Source organism: Streptomyces sp. NPDC058371 (genome assembly GCF_042723265.1).
Classification (GTDB): Bacteria; Actinomycetota; Actinomycetes; order Streptomycetales; family Streptomycetaceae; genus Streptomyces.
The window spans coordinates 86133-103106 of record NZ_JBHXJC010000006.1; the positions used below are offsets into that span (position 1 = coordinate 86133).

Here is a 16974-nt window from a genome sequence, read left to right on the forward strand (position 1 = left end):
CTGTCGGAGTCGCATCCCCTGTCGTAGGTTCTAACCAGATGAGAGAAACACCCCGCCCACAGGGGACTGTGGGCGACACAGGGTCGGGGCCTCCCCAGCTTCACCCTGGTCGTGCCCTCGCGCACACAACCGGAGCTTCCAGCTCTGGATCTCCTCACCGATCGGATGGCCGCTCGCCCCAAACCCCCCGGGGCGCGCGGCACACCGATCCGGACGGCCGCCCCGGAACCACCCCCCCTGTTCCGGGGCGGCCGACCTTCCTCCTCGGCCTTCCGGCCCTTCTCTTCGCGCTGATCACCTGGCAGGTCGCGGCCCACGGCCCCCTCGCCCGCGCGGACGAACGCCTCAGCGACGCCGTGGTCCGGCCGAACCCGTTCCATGAGCTGCTCGCCGACCTCGGCAACATCACGGTCGCCGTACCCGTCCTCGCGCTCGCCCTCCTGTACGTGGCCGGGCGGGCCCGTGCCGCCGGGGTGCCGCGCTGGTGGTCGGCGCCCGCCGCGGCCGCCGTGCTGATGGCCGTCGTACCGGCCGTGATCGTCCCCCTGAAAGAGCTGATCGCCCGGCCGGGCCCACCGGTCATGGGCCCGGGCACGGGCTTCTATCCCTCGGGTCACACCGCGACGGCCGCCATCGCCTACGGCGCCGCGACCCTGCTGCTCCTCCCCTGGCTGCGCACCACCACCGCCCGCCGCACGCTGCTCGCCGTCTGCCTCGCCCTCAACCTCGCGGTCGCCTACGGCCTGGTGCGCCGGGGCTTCCACTGGCCGCTGGACGTGGTGGCGAGCTGGTGTCTGTGCGCGGTGCTGCTGTCGGGGCTCGCGCTGTTCCTCAGCCGAAGTAGCCGTCGAAGTTCTTCTGGAACTCCCAGCTCCCGTACCGGTCCCAGTTGACCGACCAGGTCATCAGGCCGCGCAGGGCGGGCCAGGTGCCGTGGGTGGCGTACGAGCCGCAGTTGGTCTTCTTCGTCAGACAGTCCAGGGCCTTGTTCACCTCGGACGGCGCCACGTAGCCGTTGCCCGCGTTCGTCGACGCCGGCATGCCGATGGCGATCTGGTCGGGGCGCAGCGGCGGGAAGACGTTGTTGGCGTCGCCGGCGACCGGGAAGCCCGTCAGCAGCATGTCGGTCATGGCGATGTGGAAGTCGGCGCCGCCCATGGAGTGGTACTGGTTGTCGAGGCCCATGATCGAGCCGGAGTTGTAGTCCTGGACGTGCAGCAGGGTCAGGTCGTCGCGCAGGGCGTATATGACCGGGAGGTAGGCGCCCGCGCGCGGGTCCTGCCCGCCCCACTTGCCCGTGCCGTAGTACTGGTAGCCGAGCTGGACGAAGAAGGTCTCGGGGGCCATCGACAGGACGAACTTCGCGCCGTACTTGGCCTTCAGGGTCTTCAGCGCGGAGATGAGGTTGACGACCACCGGTGTGGTCGGGCTCTTGAAGTTGGTGTCGCTCGCGTCCAGCGAGAGCGAGTGGCCCTCGAAGTCGATGTCCAGGCCGTCCAGACCGTAGGTGTCGATGATCTTCGAGACCGAGGAGACGAAGGTGTCGCGGGCGGCCGTGGTGGTCAGCTGCACCTGGCCGTTCTGGCCGCCGATGGATATCAGGACCTTCTTGCCGGCCGCCTGCTTGGCCTTGACGGCCGCCTTGAAGTCGGCCTCGCTCTCGACCGTCGGGCACTCGGTGACCGGGCAGCGGGTGAAGCGGATGTCGCCGGAGGTGGTGGAGGTCGGTTCGCCGAAAGCGAGGTCGATGACGTCCCAGCTGTCGGGTACGTCGGCCAGGCGGGTGTAGCCGGCTCCGTTGGCGAAACTGGCGTGGAGGTAGCCGACGAGGGCGTGGGCGGGGAGGTCGGTCGAACCGCCCGACCCGGCGGGGGTGGTCGCGGTCACGGTCGCCGACTTCGCGGACTCACCGGCGTCGTTCACCGCCGCGACCTGGAAGGAGTACGCCGTGGAGGGGGTGAGCCCGCTGACGGCGGCCGAGGTGCCGGTGGCCGTCTGGACCTTCACTCCGTCGCGGTAGACGGCGTATCCGGTGGCGCCGGTCACCGCGGACCAGGACAGGGCGACGCTCGTGGAGGTCACCGTGCCGGTCCTGAGGCCCGTCGGGACGGCCGGTGGCTGGCCCGCGTCGACGCCGGGGCCGACGAGGGAGACGTCGTCGGCGTAGTACGCGCCGGTGCCGTACCAGCCGTGCGTGTAGATCGTGACCTTGGTGGTGGACGGGCCGGTGCGGAAGGTGGTGGCGAGCCGCTGCCAGTCGGGCGCGGACTGCGTCCAGCTGGAGACGTCGGTGGTGCCGGTGCCGGTCGCGCCGAGGTAGACGTAGCTGCCGCGGACGTAACCGGCGAGGGTGTACTGCGCGTCGGGTCTGACGGTCACCGTCTGCGCGCACTGCGCGTAGTCGCTGCCGGCCGGAGTCGCCTTGAGTGCCGAACTTCCCGTCCGCACGGGCGAGTTGACCGTACTGCCCGCCGAACACGTCCAGCCGTCCAGGCCCGATTCGAACCCGCCGTTGCGGGTCAGGTCCGCGTCGGCCGCACGGGCGGCCGACGAGAGCGCGGTGACGCCGGGTACGGCCAGGACGGTGGCCGTGCACACGGCGAGAAGTCTGCGACGACAACGTACGAATGGTCTGTTGCGTCCGGTGCGATCCACAACTGCCTCCGCGAATGGGGGAATTGGAGGGTCGAGCGCGCCCAATGTGGTCCAGACCAATTCTGTTGTCAAGACCTCTGACGGCTACCGGGGGCGGCCCCCGGCCCGGCTACCGGTTCTCATCCCCGGCCAGCCCCGCCGCCGCCTCGTGCATGGCCAGTTCCAGCAGCGCCGGGTCGGTGAGCGTGCCGGAGCCGTCCGGCGGAACCAGCCAGCGGACGCCGCCGGTCGACCGGCCCGGGTACGGCACCACGATCCACGTGCCGCGGCCCGCTGTGCGCACCCCCGTGCCGAGCCACCGGGCCGCCGTGCCCGCGGGCACGAAGAAGCCCATCCGGGCGTCACCGAAGTCGACGAGGACCGGGCCCGGATGGTCGATCACCCGGGTCAGCACGTCGAGCGTGGGATAGCCGAGCTCGCCCGGCAGGATGAGGACGTCCCAGGCCTTGCCGGCCGGCAGCAGCGCGACCCCCAGCGGGTTGCGCTCCCATTCCCAGCGGCAGGCCTCGGGATCCGGAGCTACGGATGCGAGCCACTCGACCGCCGTCTTGGCCCCTGTCATGACGGAACCTCCCTCTCTCGTGTCGACGCTGGTCGCGTCACAGGGGAGAGGGAGGTCGGGGCCCGGCATTACGCGGGTTCCGGCTACCAGTTGGTAGTGAACCGGATCACAGTGATCGAGCGGGCGTGCGCTGCTTGATCACGAACGCTTCCGCGCGCCCCGCAGGGCCGAGGACCCGGGAGTCAGCTGTCGAAGCCGAGCCCCAGCCTGTCCATCGTCTTCAGCCAGAGGTTGCGCCGGCCGCCGCGCGCATCCGCCCTGGCCAGCGACCACTTGGTGAGCGCGATGCCCGTCCAGGCGAAGGGTTCGGGCGGGAACGGCAGCGGTTTCCTGCGGACCATCTCCAGCTCGGTGCGTTCGGTGCGCTCGCCCGCGAGCAGGTCGAGCATCACGTCCGCGCCGAACCGGGTCGCGCCCACGCCGAGCCCGGTGTAGCCCGCCGCGTACGCCACCCGGCCCTGGTGCGCCGTGCCGAAGAAGGCCGAGAAGCGCGAGCAGGTGTCGATCGCGCCGCCCCAGGCGTGGCTGAAGCGGACCCCTTCGAGCTGCGGGAAGCAGGTGAAGAAGTGCCCGGCAAGCTTGGCGTACGTCTCCGGGCGGTGGTCGTACTCGGCGCGCAGCCGGCCGCCGTACGGGTAGATCGCGTCGTAACCGCCCCACAGGATCCGGTTGTCGGCGGACAGCCGGAAGTAGTGGAACTGGTTCGCCGAGTCCCCGAGGCCCTGGCGGTTCTTCCAGCCGATGGACGCCAGCTGGTCGGCGGTCAGCGGCTCGGTCATCAGCGCGTAGTCGTAGACCGGGACGGTGTACGACCGCACGCGCTTGACGAGGTTCGGGAAGATGTTGGTGCCGAGGGCGACCCGGCGGGCGCGGACCGAACCGTAGGGGGTGCGTACGGCCATGCCCGCGCCGTCCGGCTTCAGGGCGAGCGCGGGGGTGTGCTCGTACACGCGCACGCCGAGTTCCCGGCAGGCCCGCTTCAGGCCCCAGGCGAGCTTGGCGGGGTGGAGCATGGCGACGCCGCCGCGGTCGTACAGGCCGGCCAGGAAGGTCGGTGAGTCGACCTGTTCCCGTACGGCGTCGGTGTCCAGGAACTCGGTGCCGTCGGCGAGGCCCACGCGCCCCAACTCCTCGTACCACTCCCGCAGTTCGGCCGCCTGGTACGGCTCGGTGGCGATGTCGATCTCGCCGGTGCGCTCGAATTCGCAGTCCAGGGAGTAGCGGGCGACGGCCGCCTCGATCGCGTCGAGGTTGCGGGCGCCCAGCTCCTCCAGCTTCCTGATCTCGTCCGGCCAGCGGGTGAGGCCGTTGGCCAGGCCGTGGGTCAGGGACGCGGCGCAGAAGCCGCCGTTGCGGCCGGAGGCGGCCCAGCCCACCTCATGGCCTTCGACCAGGACCACCTCGCGCTGCGGGTCGCGCTCCTTGGCGAGGAGCGCGGTCCACAGTCCGCTGTAGCCGCCGCCGACGACGAGCAGGTCGCAGGTCTCGGCGCCGGTGAGCGCGGGCTCGGGGCGGGGCTTGCCGGGGTCGTCCAGCCAGAAGGAGACGGGCTGGGCGTCGGAGAGTGACTTGGTCCAACGGGTCATGGCGCCTGGGGCCATGATTTCAACTCCCTACACGTGCTGTGCTGTTATGCCTTTTGGCGGTTGCGGCGGTTTCCGATGACCATTCCCGCCAGAACGAACAGTACGGCGACGATGAACATGGCCGTACCGATGACATTGATCTGAACGGGTGTTCCGCGCTGTGCCGATCCCCAGACGAACATGGGGAAGGTGACGGTCGAGCCCGCGTTGAAATTGGTGATGATGAAATCGTCGAAGGAGAGCGCGAAGGCGAGCAGCGCGCCCGCCGCGATGCCGGGGGCCGCGATCGGCAGGGTGACCCGGACGAAGGTCTGCACGGGACCGGCGTAGAGGTCCTGCGCGGCCTGCTCGAGGCGCGGGTCCATCGACATCACGCGCGCCTTGACGGCGGTGACGACAAAGCTGAGGCAGAACATGATGTGGGCGATCAGGATCGTCCAGAAGCCCAGCTGGGCGCCCATGTTGAGGAAGAGCGTCAGCAGCGAGGCGGCCATCACGACCTCGGGCATCGCCATCGGTAGGAAGATCAGCGAGTTCACGGCGCCGCGGGCCCGGAAGCGGTAGCGGACCAGCGCGAAGGCGATCATGGTGCCGAGAACCGTGGCTCCGATGGTCGCCCAGACCGCGATCTGGAGGCTGAGCGAGAGCGAGCCGCACATGTCGGCGACGCCGCACGGATCGCGCCACGCATCCAGGGAGAAGTTCTGCCACTCGTAATTGAAACGGCCCTTCGGTTTGTTGAAGGAGAACACCGTGACGACGACGTTCGGCAGCAGCAGATATCCGAGGGTCAGCAGTCCCCCGATGACGACGAGATGACGCTTGAACCAGCGTACGAAGGCCATTTAAACCAGATCCTCCGTCCCGGACTTGCGAATGTAGAGCGTGACCATGATGAGGATCGCCGCCATCAGAATGAACGAAAGGGCCGCGGCCGTCGGATAGTCGAGGATCCGCAGGAACTGGGTCTGGATGACGTTGCCGACCATCCGGGTGTCCGTGGAGCCGAGGAGATCGGCGTTCACGTAGTCACCGCTGGCCGGGATGAAGGTCAGCAGCGTCCCGGAGACGACACCCGGCATCGAGAGCGGGAACGTCACCCTGCGGAAGGTGGTGAACGGCTTGGCGTACAGGTCGCCGGCCGCCTCGTGCAACCGCCCGTCGATGCGCTCCAGCGAGGTGTAGAGCGGCAGGATCATGAACGGCAGGAAGTTGTACGTGAGTCCGCAGACCACCGCGAGCGGTGTCGCGAGCACCCGGTCGCCGGAGGTCATGCCGAGCCAGCTGGTGACGTCCAGGAGGTGCAGCGAGTTGAGGGTGCCGACGACCGGGCCGCCGTCCGCGAGGATCGTCTTCCAGGCGAGCGTACGGATCAGGAAGCTGGTGAAGAACGGAGCGATGACCAGGATCAGCACGACATTGCGCCAGCGGCCCGCGCGGAACGCGATCAGATAGGCCAGCGGGTAGCCGAGCACCAGGCACAGGACCGTCGCGGAGCCCGCGTACAGGACCGAGCGCAGGAACTGCGGCCAGTAGTCGGTCAGCGCGTTCCAGTAGGTCGCGAAGTGCCAGGTGACCTTGTAGCCGTCCTCCAGGGAGCCCGTCTGCACGGACGTGGAGGCCTGGTAGACCATCGGCAGCGCGAAGAAGACGACCAGCCAGAGGATGCCCGGCAGCAGCAGCCAGTACGGGGTGAGCCGGCCGCGTTTGCGGGGCGGCTTCTCCGCGGGCACCGGCGCGAGCGGCGGTGCCTGGGTGAGGGTGGCCATCAGGAGGCCTCCTCGTCCACCGTCGCGGCTCCGGCGTCGATGTCCTGGGCCGCGTCCAGACCGAACGTGTGCGCCGGGTTCCAGTGCAGGACGACGTCGGCGCCGGGCGTGAGCCGGGAGTCGCGGTCGATGTTCTGGGCGTACACCTCGAACTCTGGGCAGACCGCGCTGTCGATGACGTACTGGGTGGAGACCCCGATGAAGCTGGAGTCGGCGATCTTGCCGGTGATCCGGTTGCGGCCGGCCGGGATCTCGCCCGCGTCGTCGGCATGCGTGAGCGAGATCTTCTCGGGGCGCACACCGACCAGGACCTTGCCGCCGGTCGTGGTGGGCGCCGAACATCGCGCCGCGGAGAGGTTCAGCTTGCCGCCGCCGGCCCTGAGGATGATCTCGTCGCCGCTGCGGGAGTCGACCTCGGCCTCGATGAGGTTGGAGGTGCCGAGGAAGTTGGCGACGAAGGTGGTGTTCGGGTTCTCGTAGAGGTCGGCGGGCGAACCGAGTTGTTCGACGCGGCCCGCGTTCATCACGGCGACCGTGTCGGCCATGGTCATGGCCTCCTCCTGGTCGTGCGTGACATGGACGAACGTGATGCCGACCTCGGTCTGGATCCGCTTGAGCTCAAGCTGCATCTGGCGGCGCAGCTTGAGGTCGAGGGCGCCGAGGGGCTCGTCGAGGAGCAGCACCTTGGGGGTGTTGATCAGCGCGCGGGCCACGGCGACGCGCTGCTGCTGGCCGCCGGAGAGCTGGTGCGGCTTCTTGCGGGCCTGCTCACCGAGCTGCACCAGGTCGAGCATGTCCCCGACCTGCTTCTTCACCGACTTGATGCCGCGCCGGCGCAGGCCGAAGGCGACGTTCTCGAAGATGTCGAGGTGCGGGAAGAGCGCGTAGGACTGGAAGACGGTGTTCACCGGCCGCTTGTAGGGCGGCAGGTTCGTCACGTCCTGCTCGCCGAGCGCCACGGTGCCCGAGGAGGGCTCCTCCAGGCCGGCGATCATCCGCAGGGTGGTGGTCTTGCCGCAGCCCGACGCCCCGAGGAGCGCGAAGAACGAGCCCTGGGGGACGGTCAGGTCGAGGGGGTGTACGGCGGTGAAGGAGCCGTACGTCTTGCTGATCCCGGAGAGGCGGACGTCGCCGCTGTTGTCTGTCGTCATCATCGTCACGCCCCTGTGAGCTTCGCGAACTTCTCTTCGTAGGCCGTCTCTTCCTTGCTGCTGAGCAAGCGGAAGGAGTGAGACTTGGCGGCCATGGACTGGTCGGGAATGATCAGCGGGTTGTCCGCCGCGTCCTTGTCGATCTTCGCGAGATAGGGCTTCACTCCGTCGACCGGACAGACGTAGTTGATGTAGGCGGCGAGTTCGGCGGCCGGCTCGGGCTCGTAGTAGTAGTCCATGAGCCGCTCGGCGTTCGTCTTGTGGCGCGCCTTGTTGGGGATCAGCATGTTGTCGGTCGACGTGATGTAGCCGCTGTCCGGGATGATGAAGTCGAGGTCCGGGCTGTCCGCCTTGAGCTGGACCACGTCGCCGGCCCAGGCGACACATGCCGCGAGATCGCCCTTGGTGAGGTCGGCCGTGTAGTCGTTGCCCGTGAAGCGGCGGATCTGGCCCTTGTCGACGGCCTTCTGGAGGCGGGCGATCACCGCGTCGAAGTCGTCGTTGGTGAACTTCGCCGGGTCCTTGCCCATGTCCAGCAGCGTCATGCCGATGCTGTCGCGCATCTCCGAGAGGAAGCCGACGCGTCCCTTGAGCTTGGGGTTGTCGAGCAGGTCGGAGATCGACTTCACCTCGACGCCGTCGAGCGCCTTCTTGTTGTACGCGATGACGGTCGAGATGCCCTGCCACGGGTACGAGTAGGCGCGGCCCGGGTCCCAGTCGGGGCTGCGGAACTGGTCCGAGAGGTTGGCGTACGCGTGCGGCAGGTTGGCCGGGTCCAGTTTCTGGACCCAGCCCAGGCGGATCAGCCGGCCCGCCAGCCAGTCGGTCAGGACGACGATGTCGCGGCCGGTGGCCTGGCCCGCGGCGAGCTGCGGCTTGATCTTGCCGAAGAACTCGTTGTTGTCGTTGATGTCCTCGGTGTACTTGACCTGGATGCCGGTGCGTTTGGTGAACGCGTCGAGCGTGGGGTGGTGCTTCTCGCTCTTGTCGACGTCCATGTACTCGGTCCAGTTGGAGAAGCTGATCGTCTTCTCCGTGGCCGAGTGGTCCTCGGCGGAGACGCCGCCCTGGGTCTTGCCGGCCGCGGGAATCCCGCAGGCGCTCAGCGCGCCGAGTCCGCCGACGGTGAGCGCACCGCCCGCGGAGGCACGCAGCAGCGAACGGCGGCTGAGAGAGGCCCTGCCGTTCCTGAGGCTGCGCCGCATGGCGGCCACCTGGGCCGGGGAGAGGCGGTCGGGCTCGTACTGCTCCATGCTCGTGGTGCCTTTCCGGAGTGTCGCGGCCGTGGTCGCGGCCTTGTCTGCCACTCGGCGGTGGTCGGTCGCCCGACTACGGCCGGTCCCCGAAGATCGTCCGGTGCCAGTCCTTCCTGGCGACTGCGGTGTTGTCGAACATGACGTGCTTGATCTGGGTGTACTCCTCGAACGAGTAGGAGGACATGTCCTTGCCGAAACCGGAGGCCTTGTAGCCGCCGTGCGGCATCTCGCTGATGATCGGAATGTGGTCGTTGACCCACACGCAGCCGGCCTTGATCTCCCGGGTCGCGCGGTGGGCACGGTAGACGTCACGGCTCCAGGCGGAGGCGGCGAGCCCGTACGGCGTGTCGTTGGCCAGCCGGATGCCCTCGTCGTCGCTGTCGAAGGGCAGCACGACCAGGACCGGACCGAAGATCTCGGACTGCACGATCTCGCTGTCCTGGGCGGCGTCGGCGACGAGGGTGGGGCGGTAGTACGCGCCGTCCTTGAGTTCCTGCGGGATCTCCCCGCCGGTGACCACGCGCGCGTAGCCGCGGGCCCGGTCGACGAATCCGGCGACCCGGTCGCGCTGGGCGTGCGAGATCAGCGGACCGAGGTCGGTGTCCGGCGCGAAGGGGTCGCCGAGCCGGACGCTCGCCATGAGCTCGGCGGTCCGCGCGACGAACTCGTCGTAGAGGGGCCTTTGGACGTACGCGCGCGTGGCGGCCGTGCAGTCCTGCCCGGTGTTGATCAGTGAGCCGGCGACCGCGCCGTGCACGGCGGCTTCGAGGTCGGCGTCGTCGAAGACCAGGAAGGGCGCCTTGCCGCCCAGCTCCAGATGGAGCCGCTTGACGGTCGAGGTGGCGATCTCGGCGACCCGCCGGCCGACCGCGGTGGACCCGGTGAAGGAGGTCATCGCGACGTCGGGGTGGCCGACCAGATGCTCACCGGCATCCTTGCCCGCGCCCGTGATGATGTTGATGACACCGTCCGGGATCCCCGCCTCGGTGGCGGCCTCCGCGAAGAGGAGCGAGGTCAGCGGGGTGAGCTCGGCAGGCTTGAGCACGATCGTGTTGCCCGCCGCGATCGCCGGGAGGACCTTCCAGGCGGCCATCTGGAGGGGGTAGTTCCAGGGCGCGATGGAGCCGACGACACCGATGGGCTCGCGCCGTACGTACGAGGTGTGGTCGCCGGAGTACTCGCCCGCGGACTGGCCCTGCAGATGCCGGGCGGCGCCCGCGAAGAAGGAGGTGTTGTCGATGGTGCCCGGGACGTCGAACTCCCGCGTCAGCTTCAGCGGCTTGCCGCACTGCAGGGACTCGGCACGGGCGAACTCCTCGGCCCGCTCGGCCAGCACGCCGGCGAAGCGGTGCAGTGCGTCGGAGCGCTCACCCGGGGTGGCGCCCGACCAGCCCGGGAACGCCTCGCGGGCGGCGGCGACGGCCGCGTCCACATCCACGGTGCTCGCCAGTTCGTACGTGTAGACCTCTTCGCCGGTGGCGGGGTCGACGACCGTGAAGGTGCGGCCGGAGGTGCCCTTGGTCAGCCGGCCTGCGATGTACTGCGCGCCGTCCGCGAAGCGGTCCTGCGCCTGGAAGCGATGGCCCGGATTGTGCATGTAGCTCTCCTCCGCCGCCCTCCCCGTCCCACGGGGGTCGGCGTAGCTCCAGCTCGATTTGAGTGCCGATCCTGACAGAGCAAGGTGACTCCAACAAGTGATTCCGTTGTTGCCTTTTGGTTACGCGACGGAATCTGTCGACCAGGTGTCGAGTCGACCTGGAAAAGGGAGGACGCTGTGTCAGTGGTGCCTGCCAGACTCGCGTGCATGGGGAAGATCAATTCACGGGAAGCCCTGATCGGGGAGACCCGCTCGGGGGCCCGCATCAAGTATCTGCACTTCTGGGGGCATCGGCCGCGGGCCGACGGGCAGGTGAGCGCGAGCTGTCTCAGCCAGTGGTGGCCGTCACCGTTCGAGGTCGACGGCGTCACTTACGCGACGGCGGAGCACTGGATGATGGCGGCCAAGGCCAGGCTCTTCGGTGACGAGAAGGCGGAGCGGCTCGCCCTGGAGGCGACCAGCCCGGCGCTCGCGAAGAAGGCGGGGCGGCTGGTGCGCGGCTTCGACGACGCCGCGTGGGAGCGGGAGCGCTTCGGGATCGTGGTCGACGGCAGCGTCCACAAGTTCGCGGCGCACGCGGATCTGCGGGAGTTCCTGCTGGGCACCGGCGAGAGGGTGCTGGTCGAGGCGAGCCCCCTGGACCGCGTCTGGGGCATCGGCCTGGCCGCGGACGACGAGCGGGCGGCGGATCCCGCGCGCTGGCGCGGGCCGAATCTGCTGGGCTTCGCGCTGATGGAGGCGCGGGAGAGGCTGCGGGCGGGGTGACGCAGGGGGCGCCGCCGCATGGCAGGCGCCCCCTCAAGTCCTCAGCTCGCGCCCATCACACTCGCGAAGAGCAGCACACCCAGCAGCGGCAGCAGCACGGTGGCGATGATCCCGCACACGAGCCCGGCGGTCGCCGCACCCTTGTTCGTGGCCTCGCCCCGGTTCGCCTTGCCCCGGCCGATCGCGCCGAAGATGATCCCGAGAATCCCGAGGATGACCCCGAGGATCCAGAGGACGAAGGTCAGGCTGCAGACCACGCCGATGATGCCGAGCACCAGTCCGGTGGTTCCCATGCCGTTGCTGGGCTGCACAGGCATGCCATAGCCGGCGGCCTGCGGGTACGCCCCCGGAGGCGTGGCCGGGTAGGACGGACCGGACTGCGGATAGCCGTAACCCGGACCGGACTGCGGATACCCGTACCCGGGCTGCTGCGGCGGCTGCGGTGGCTGGGACGGCGGCCCGAACCCGCCAGGCCCGGCATTGGAGTCGGACATGAGCAACTCTCCCCTCGTTGACAGTCAAGGCATCGTAATGGCCCTGGTCACCACCGGATGGGCCGTTGACCGGGTCGGTTACGGAACCGGCATGGAGCAGGGCGGGCGGCGGAGTCAGCCGCGGACCACCAGGGGCGCCGACGCACCGAGAGCATTCCCGACAAAGGGGTCGTCGGAGTACGAACCGTCGTCGTTGAACGCGGCGGTGATGCCGATGGCGATCAGGACGATCACGGCGACGCCCAGCACGATCCCGATGATGCCCAGCACGAAGCCGGCCTGCGCCTGCCCGTGGTTGTCGGCCTCGCCCCGCTCGGCCCGCTTGCGTCCCTTGACCCCGAAGACGACGGCGAGGATGCCGAGCACCACGGAGACCACGCCGTACAGGCAGAAGAGGCAGACGGAGAGAATGCCCAGGACCATGGCGGCGACGCCGAGACCGTTCTGCCGGGGCATCGGCATGCCCGGCCAGCCGTAGCCCGGGTAGCCGGGATACTCGCCCGGGCCGCCGGGATAGCCGTATCCGCCGGATGCGCCCGGTGCGCCGTAGCCCGAGCTCGCCGAGTCCGGGGGCGCGAAGGGCGGTGGCGGCACGGAGCCCGGACCGGCCTGCGCCGGGCCGAAGCCGGCCGGACCCGCCGGGCCGCTGTCGGCCGGGCCGGACCCGGGTGCCGCGAATCCGCCGGCCATCGTCGCCTGGTCGTGGAACGGCGAGGGCCGCTCCCGCTCCGGCGATGCGGCGCCCGAAGGCTTGGTGAACGACACCTTGTCCTCCGGCGCGGCCCACGGGTCCTCGTTGCCCCCGCTGTCGCCTCCCGGGCGTGCTTCGTCCGTCACGTCCAGCCCCCTTGCTCCATCGATCCGTCATGCTACGGCCCTTCTCCGGCCGTCGCGCTGCCCGCCTACGATGATCCCTGAGTCACCGATCAGCCGATCGCCCGCGTCCCCGACCACGGTCCGGGGCGCCGTTCCCGGGGAGGAACCCTTGACCGATCATCTCGACGCCCGCGATCCGCACGCCTTCATCGCCGGCCTGCCCAAGGCCGAACTGCACGTGCACCACGTCGGCTCCGCCTCCCCGCGGATCGTCTCCACCCTGGCCGCCCGCCACCCCGACTCCAAGGTGCCGACCGACCCCGAGGCCCTGGTCGACTACTTCACCTTCACGGACTTCGCCCATTTCATCGACGTGTATCTGTCCGTCGTCGACCTCATCCGCACCCCGGAGGACGTCCGGCTGCTGACGTACGAGGTCGCCCGGGACATGGCCCGGCAGCAGGTCCGGTACGCCGAGCTGACCCTCACGCCCTTCTCCTCCACCCGCCGCGGCATCGACGAGCTCGCCTTCATGGAGGCCATCGAGGACGCCCGCAAGGCGGCCGAGGCCGAGCTCGGGGTCGTACTGCGCTGGTGCTTCGACATCCCCGGCGAGGCCGGTCTGGAGGCCGCCGAGGAGACCACACGGCTCGCCACCGACGACCGGTTGCGCCCCGAGGGGCTTGTCTCCTTCGGGCTCGGCGGACCCGAAATCGGCGTACCGAGGCCGCAGTTCAAGCCCTACTTCGACCGGGCGATCGCCGCCGGGCTGCGGTCCGTGCCGCACGCCGGTGAGACGACGGGCCCGGAGACGGTCTGGGACGCACTGAACGATCTGCGGGCCGAGCGCATCGGGCACGGCACCAGTTCCGCGCGGGACCCCAAGCTGCTCGCGCATCTCGCCGAGCAGCGCATCGCCCTGGAGGTCTGCCCGACCTCGAACATCGCCACCCGTGCGGTCCGCACGCTCGACGAGCACCCGATCAAGGACATGGTGGCCGCGGGCGTGCTCGTCACCATCAACTCCGACGACCCCCCGATGTTCGGCACCGACCTCAACAACGAGTACGCGGTGGCCGCCCGGCTCCTCGGACTCGACGAGCGGGGTCTCGCCGCGCTCGCGAAGAACGCCGTGGAGGCGTCCTTCCTCGACGGACCCGGCAAGGTGCGGCTCGCCGAGGAGATCGACACGTACACCGCGGCCTGGCTTGCGCCCTGACGCGCGCACCCCGGCGGGCCACCCGGCGGCGCCGAACGTTCACAATGGGCGCATGCGCACCGTGACTGCCGTGGCCCATCGCGGCGACCCCTACCGCGTCCGCGAGAACACGATCGACTCGCTGCGTTCCGCGCTCCACCAGGGCGCGGACGCGGTCGAGGTCGATGTACGGCTGACCCGGGACGGCGTTCCCGTGCTGCTGCACGACCGGACACTGAAGCGGCTGTGGGAACAGGACCGGCCGCTGGTCTCGCTCTCCTCCGACGAGGTGCGCGGGCTCACGGCCGGCGGGGTGCCCACGCTCGCGGACGCGCTGACCGTCGCCGGGGAGGGCCGGCTCATGATCGACCTGCCCGGCGGGAACGACGAGCGGGCCGTACGCCGGATCGTCGGCGTCATCCGCGAGTGCGGGGCGGAGGAGCGCGTGTACTACTGCGCGGGCGCCTCGACCATGCTCGCGGTGCGGGCGGCCGACCCGGCCGCGGAGATCGCGCTGACCTGGACCTCGCTGGCTCCGCCACGGCCCGCCCTGCTCGACGCGGTGCGCCCGCGCTGGCTCAACTACCGCTTCGGGCTGGTCGACCGCGACCTCGTCGCCCGGGTCCACCGCAACGGCTACCTGCTGTCGGTCTGGACCCCCGACACCCGTCGCTCCATGCGCCGACTGCTCGACGCGGGCGTCGACTCCATCACCACGAACCGCATCGACACGCTCTGCGCCCTGCGCAAGGTGTAGGCAGGTTCAGGGCGGACTGGCAGCCGGCCGAGCGGACCCGCTGACGTTCCCCCGATCCTGGCGCCAACTGCCCTCGGCGGGCTCGGTGTTCGGTGTTCTGTGTTCTGTGTTCTGTGTTCGGATGCAGCCTGGCACGTGCGTGCGGCTGTGGGGGCCCGACTACGGGCGGGTGCCGTCCGTGCTGTTCCGGGCCGTCGAGGGCTCGGCGGACTGCGCGGTGGGTGGCTGGGAACGTTCGGGCGACGGCGCCTGGGTGGGGACGGCCGCGCGGGACGGACCCGCCGGGCTGGTCCGCGTGGGTGCGGCGGTGGCCCGGGGGCGCTCGGTGGGGTGGGGGCCGACGGGCGTGGGCGACGCCGAGGGGGTGGGCGCGGTGGCCGGACCGGTCGCGGGTGGCGGGGCGAGGGGGACCGCCGGGGACGCGGGTTCCTGGGACGCCGCCAGGCGGAACGGCAGCGCGACGACGACCGCGACGGCGCACGACAGACCCACCCCGGCCGCGGCGCGGAGCAGCCGGCGGCGGGCCGCGCCGCGGCGGACGGCTTCGTACTGGCCCGGCGGCGGGCCGAGTCGGTCGGAGGAGGGCCGCAGGATGATGGCGAGCGGGTCGTCGGGGTCGAAGTCCGGACCGTCGTCAGACTGTGTGATCAAGACTTCTCCTCAGGTGGGCGCGGAGCAGTTCGCGGGCCGCGTGGAGGTCGGCCTTGATCGTTCCTTCCTTGCGCCCGGTCAGCACGGACACCTCCCGGATCGGCATGTCGGCGTAATAGTGCAGCAGGATCGGGACGCGCAGTCGTTCCGGCAGCGACTGCACGAGCAGGCGTACGGACGGATCGGCCTGTTCGGTCGGCGGACGGACGGCTTCTTCCGTGGTGGCCCGGCGGACGGCTCTGCGCTCGCGTTCGAGCTTGCGCCAGTGGTCCCGGACGAGGTTGGCCGCGGTCACGTAGAGGAATCCCCGGGGTTCGGCCACGGATGTCCAGCGCGCCCACAGCCGGGTGAACGCCTCCGAGGCGATCTCGTGAGCCGTCTCGTCGTCGTCGACCAGCCGGCGGCACCAGCCGGCGAGTCGCGGGTAGAGGGCGGCGAACAGCTCGGACGCTGCCGTCTCGCGGGACCGTTTCAACGCTCTCCATGGTCGTGGTGTGCTCGTGCCGTCCTCGTGCTGTCCTCCTGAGGGAAGAGCCCGGACCGCCGGCGTACGTTCCGGCGGTCCAGGATCCCGGGGAACGGGACGGGACGGGGTGTGCGGGTCGGGTCGGGCGAGGTCGGGCCAGGTCCGGTCAGGTCCGGTCAGGTCCGGTCAGGGCTTCGCGGGGATCAGTGAGGCGAAGACGATCACGTTGTCGAGATAGCCGTCACCGGTCCGGGGGCCGCCGCAGGTGATGAGCCGCAGCTCCGGACGGTTGACGTCGCCGTAGACCGCGTCCGCGGGGAACTCCGCCTTGGGGACGGTCCGTACGGCGGTCACGGCGAACTCCGCCGTCGTGCCGTTCTCCAGGCGCGCCATGATCCGGTCGTTCCGGCGCAACTGCCCGAGGTGACGGAAGACGCCGTCCCCATAGGCACCGACCGTGACATGGGCGAGGATCACCGACGGGCCGGTCTGACCCGGCGTCGGCGAGTGCCGGTACCAGCCGGCCCGGTCGTGCGCCGTGACCGGCGGCACCTCCACGGTGCCGTCCGCGGCCAGCCCCAGCTGCATGACCGGGGTGTCCACCCCGATCGCCGGGATCCGCAGCCGGACCGGGACCGAACGCCCGAGGGCATGCGCCGCGTTCGCCGGAGGACGCGCGGGCGGCGGTGTGCTCGGCGGACGTGCGGCCGTGTCCTGGCCGGAACCGGGGCCGCCGCAGCTCACGAGCAGCGAGGCCATGGCCGCGGTGGCGAACGCGCGCCTGGAGAGCGGGGTCACGCCCCGGTCGCCCGCCGGCGCCGTACGACGAAGACCGCCGCGCCGCCGGCGGCCACTACCGCGGCCGCTCCCCCGCCGATCGCCCCGCCCCCGACTCCGGACTGCGCCGACGCCGGCGCCGCACCGGTGTCGGGCGCTCCCTTCGGTACGACGGGGACCTGGCTCGGTGCCGGCGCCCGGGTCGGCTCGGCGCTCGACGCCGGAGCGGCGGTGGCCGAGGGAGCGCGCGTCGGGGCGCTCTGGGCCGGGGCCGGGGCGGCGGTTGCGGTCGGTCGGCTCGAAGGGCTCGCGCTCGCCCCGTCGGCGAAGGCGGGCACCGTGCCCGCCAGTACGGCGGTGCAGGCAAGTGCCATGACGCTGAGGACAGTTCGGCGCATCAATCGCTCTCTTTCGTCGGCCGGGCCGCCCGGTGAACACGGCGGGCCCGGGTACGGATCGAGCGGAGAGACGAGA

17 protein-coding genes and 1 pseudogene are annotated in these 16974 nt (G+C 70.4%); 4 read left to right on the top strand and 14 right to left on the bottom strand.

From position 1 onward, the window contains the following. Nucleotides 1–68: 68 nt before the first annotated feature. Nucleotides 69–893, top strand: a complete 825-nt coding sequence (locus ACFWM2_RS19995; protein WP_383281306.1) for a phosphatase PAP2 family protein — start codon at nucleotides 69–71, stop codon at nucleotides 891–893. Here ACFWM2_RS19995 and ACFWM2_RS20000 read toward each other — a convergent pair. From ACFWM2_RS20000 to ACFWM2_RS20035, 8 genes are all read right to left on the bottom strand, one after another. Beyond that, nucleotides 832–2598 carry a chitinase gene (locus ACFWM2_RS20000; RefSeq protein ID WP_383281309.1) on the bottom strand — a complete coding sequence of 589 codons (1767 nt, stop codon included), beginning with the start codon at nucleotides 2596–2598 and terminating at the stop codon, nucleotides 832–834. The two genes, ACFWM2_RS19995 and ACFWM2_RS20000, sit on opposite strands and share 62 nt — an antisense overlap. Nucleotides 2599–2764: 166 nt before the next feature. After that, nucleotides 2765–3217 (bottom strand): hypothetical protein, encoded by a 453-nt coding sequence (locus ACFWM2_RS20005; protein WP_383281312.1) that lies wholly within the window; start codon nucleotides 3215–3217, stop codon nucleotides 2765–2767. A gap of 182 nt (nucleotides 3218–3399) precedes the next feature. Further along, nucleotides 3400–4818 carry an NAD(P)/FAD-dependent oxidoreductase gene (locus ACFWM2_RS20010; RefSeq protein ID WP_383281315.1) on the bottom strand — a complete coding sequence of 473 codons (1419 nt, stop codon included), beginning with the start codon at nucleotides 4816–4818 and terminating at the stop codon, nucleotides 3400–3402. Nucleotides 4819–4847: 29 nt separating this feature from the next. Then, nucleotides 4848–5648, bottom strand: a complete 801-nt coding sequence (locus tag ACFWM2_RS20015) for an ABC transporter permease (RefSeq protein ID WP_383281318.1) — start codon at nucleotides 5646–5648, stop codon at nucleotides 4848–4850. Next, entirely contained in the window at nucleotides 5649–6572 is a 924-nt protein-coding gene (locus tag ACFWM2_RS20020) for an ABC transporter permease (RefSeq protein ID WP_383281321.1), read from the bottom strand. Further along, the gene (locus ACFWM2_RS20025) at nucleotides 6572–7723 is read right to left on the bottom strand and encodes an ABC transporter ATP-binding protein (RefSeq protein WP_383281988.1); all 1152 of its coding nucleotides are present in this window, start codon (nucleotides 7721–7723) and stop codon (nucleotides 6572–6574) included. The genes ACFWM2_RS20020 and ACFWM2_RS20025 overlap by 1 nt, the downstream gene beginning before the upstream one ends. 5 nt (nucleotides 7724–7728) lie before the next feature. Continuing rightward, a complete protein-coding gene (locus ACFWM2_RS20030; RefSeq protein ID WP_383281324.1) occupies nucleotides 7729–8976 on the bottom strand; it encodes a spermidine/putrescine ABC transporter substrate-binding protein in 1248 nt (415 codons plus the stop codon). A 76-nt stretch (nucleotides 8977–9052) separates the two neighbouring features. Continuing rightward, nucleotides 9053–10576: a gamma-aminobutyraldehyde dehydrogenase gene (locus ACFWM2_RS20035; RefSeq protein ID WP_383281327.1), complete on the bottom strand. Its 1524-nt coding sequence runs from the start codon at nucleotides 10574–10576 to the stop codon at nucleotides 9053–9055. Nucleotides 10577–10783: 207 nt separating this feature from the next. Between ACFWM2_RS20035 and ACFWM2_RS20040 the strand changes: the two genes are divergently transcribed. Then, entirely contained in the window at nucleotides 10784–11341 is a 558-nt protein-coding gene (locus ACFWM2_RS20040; RefSeq protein WP_383281330.1) for an NADAR family protein, read from the top strand. A gap of 41 nt (nucleotides 11342–11382) precedes the next feature. Here the strand turns inward: ACFWM2_RS20040 and ACFWM2_RS20045 are convergent, their stop codons facing one another. Both ACFWM2_RS20045 and ACFWM2_RS20050 read right to left on the bottom strand, forming a co-directional pair. Then, complete coding sequence (locus ACFWM2_RS20045; protein ID WP_383281333.1) at nucleotides 11383–11835, bottom strand: DUF4190 domain-containing protein; 453 nt, start codon at nucleotides 11833–11835, stop codon at nucleotides 11383–11385. Nucleotides 11836–11949: 114 nt separating this feature from the next. Further along, complete coding sequence (locus tag ACFWM2_RS20050) at nucleotides 11950–12672, bottom strand: DUF4190 domain-containing protein (RefSeq protein ID WP_383281335.1); 723 nt, start codon at nucleotides 12670–12672, stop codon at nucleotides 11950–11952. A 96-nt stretch (nucleotides 12673–12768) separates the two neighbouring features. Here ACFWM2_RS20050 and ACFWM2_RS20055 point away from each other — a divergent pair. Together ACFWM2_RS20055 and ACFWM2_RS20060 are read left to right on the top strand one after the other, a co-directional pair. Continuing rightward, nucleotides 12769–13870, top strand: a pseudogene (locus ACFWM2_RS20055) (adenosine deaminase). Nucleotides 13871–13922: 52 nt separating this feature from the next. Then, nucleotides 13923–14606, top strand: a complete 684-nt coding sequence (locus tag ACFWM2_RS20060; protein WP_383281338.1) for a glycerophosphodiester phosphodiesterase — start codon at nucleotides 13923–13925, stop codon at nucleotides 14604–14606. A gap of 159 nt (nucleotides 14607–14765) precedes the next feature. Here the strand turns inward: ACFWM2_RS20060 and ACFWM2_RS20065 are convergent, their stop codons facing one another. From ACFWM2_RS20065 to ACFWM2_RS20080, 4 genes are all read right to left on the bottom strand, one after another. After that, nucleotides 14766–15257, bottom strand: a complete 492-nt coding sequence (locus tag ACFWM2_RS20065) for a hypothetical protein (protein ID WP_383281341.1) — start codon at nucleotides 15255–15257, stop codon at nucleotides 14766–14768. Next, nucleotides 15241–15732, bottom strand: a complete 492-nt coding sequence (locus ACFWM2_RS20070; RefSeq protein WP_383281344.1) for an RNA polymerase sigma factor — start codon at nucleotides 15730–15732, stop codon at nucleotides 15241–15243. The genes ACFWM2_RS20065 and ACFWM2_RS20070 overlap by 17 nt, the downstream gene beginning before the upstream one ends. Before the next feature lie 177 nt (nucleotides 15733–15909). Continuing rightward, on the bottom strand, nucleotides 15910–16521 hold the full coding sequence (locus ACFWM2_RS20075; protein ID WP_383281346.1) for a class F sortase: 612 nt from the start codon (nucleotides 16519–16521) through the stop codon (nucleotides 15910–15912). After that, on the bottom strand, nucleotides 16518–16898 hold the full coding sequence (locus ACFWM2_RS20080) for a sortase-dependent protein (RefSeq protein WP_383281349.1): 381 nt from the start codon (nucleotides 16896–16898) through the stop codon (nucleotides 16518–16520). Before ACFWM2_RS20080 ends, ACFWM2_RS20075 begins: the two co-directional genes overlap by 4 nt. Nucleotides 16899–16974 lie beyond the last annotated feature (76 nt).

Coding starts and splice junctions, on each gene's coding strand:
- ACFWM2_RS20045 (WP_383281333.1), bottom strand. CDS start 11,835: ATGTCCGACTCCAATGCCGGGCCTGGCGGGTTCGGGCCGCCGTCCCAG.
- ACFWM2_RS20020 (WP_383281321.1), bottom strand. CDS start 6,572: ATGGCCACCCTCACCCAGGCACCGCCGCTCGCGCCGGTGCCCGCGGAG.
- ACFWM2_RS20035 (WP_383281327.1), bottom strand. CDS start 10,576: ATGCACAATCCGGGCCATCGCTTCCAGGCGCAGGACCGCTTCGCGGAC.
- ACFWM2_RS20025 (WP_383281988.1), bottom strand. CDS start 7,723: ATGACGACAGACAACAGCGGCGACGTCCGCCTCTCCGGGATCAGCAAG.
- ACFWM2_RS20030 (WP_383281324.1), bottom strand. CDS start 8,976: ATGGAGCAGTACGAGCCCGACCGCCTCTCCCCGGCCCAGGTGGCCGCC.
- ACFWM2_RS20060 (WP_383281338.1), top strand. CDS start 13,923: ATGCGCACCGTGACTGCCGTGGCCCATCGCGGCGACCCCTACCGCGTC.
- ACFWM2_RS20005 (WP_383281312.1), bottom strand. CDS start 3,217: ATGACAGGGGCCAAGACGGCGGTCGAGTGGCTCGCATCCGTAGCTCCG.
- ACFWM2_RS20040 (WP_383281330.1), top strand. CDS start 10,784: ATGGGGAAGATCAATTCACGGGAAGCCCTGATCGGGGAGACCCGCTCG.
- ACFWM2_RS20080 (WP_383281349.1), bottom strand. CDS start 16,898: ATGCGCCGAACTGTCCTCAGCGTCATGGCACTTGCCTGCACCGCCGTA.
- ACFWM2_RS20015 (WP_383281318.1), bottom strand. CDS start 5,648: ATGGCCTTCGTACGCTGGTTCAAGCGTCATCTCGTCGTCATCGGGGGA.
- ACFWM2_RS20010 (WP_383281315.1), bottom strand. CDS start 4,818: ATGGCCCCAGGCGCCATGACCCGTTGGACCAAGTCACTCTCCGACGCC.